This is a genomic window from Enterococcus sp. DIV0421, from assembly GCF_051713745.1.
Classification (GTDB): Bacteria; Bacillota; Bacilli; order Lactobacillales; family Enterococcaceae; genus Enterococcus_D; species Enterococcus_D casseliflavus.
The window spans coordinates 1-697 of record NZ_JBIOQM010000024.1 but is presented as its reverse complement, the minus strand read 5'-3'; the positions used below and the strand labels follow the sequence as shown (position 1 = coordinate 697).

The 697-nt window shown below is 42.8% G+C and carries 1 protein-coding gene; it reads left to right on the top strand.

The genetic code is table 11. The annotated features are described in order from the left end of the window. On the top strand, nucleotides 1-516 hold a 516-nt coding region (locus tag IGI96_RS19745; protein ID WP_438785717.1), incomplete at its 5' end, for an FAD-dependent oxidoreductase. Nucleotides 517-697: the final 181 nt, after the last annotated feature.

Below are 697 nucleotides of genomic sequence, written 5' to 3'. Positions count from 1 at the left end.
CATTGTGACGGCCCGTTATTTGCTGGGAAAGAGGTTGCTGTCATTGGCGGCGGAAACTCTGGGATCGAAGCAGCGATCGATTTAGCTGGCATGGCAAAACACGTCTATGTTCTTGAATTTTTACCGGAACTAAAAGCGGACCTTGTGCTACAAAACCGCTTGAACACGTTAGAAAATGTGACTGTTATTACGAATGCGGCAACGAAGGAAATTGCTGGATCCGATCATGTCGAACAATTGACCTACGTTGATCGTGAAACGAATGGTGAATTCACATTAGCTGTTGAGGGTGTCTTCATCTTGATTGGCTTGATGCCGAATACCGAATGGTTAAAAGATCGCATCGTTTTAAACGAACGCAATGAGATCGTCGTAGACAAACACGGCGCAACCAATATTGAAGGGGTCTTTGCAGCAGGGGATTGTACCGATAGTGTATACAAACAGATCATCACTTCAATGGGTTCAGGTGCGACTGCGGCATTAGGTGCCTTTGATCACCTGATTCGCTCATAAGGAGTTAGTATTTAATTCTATATAGTTTAGGCTTGCCAATATTTAGTGTTGGTAGGGAAAGATACAACTGAAAATTTAGTCATAACCAGTTAGGCAGAGTGCTTAACTGGTTTTTGTAGCTCTTTGTTAATAAGGACTAAAGTCAGTAAATATCCACCCGTTTCACGGGTGGATATTTAAC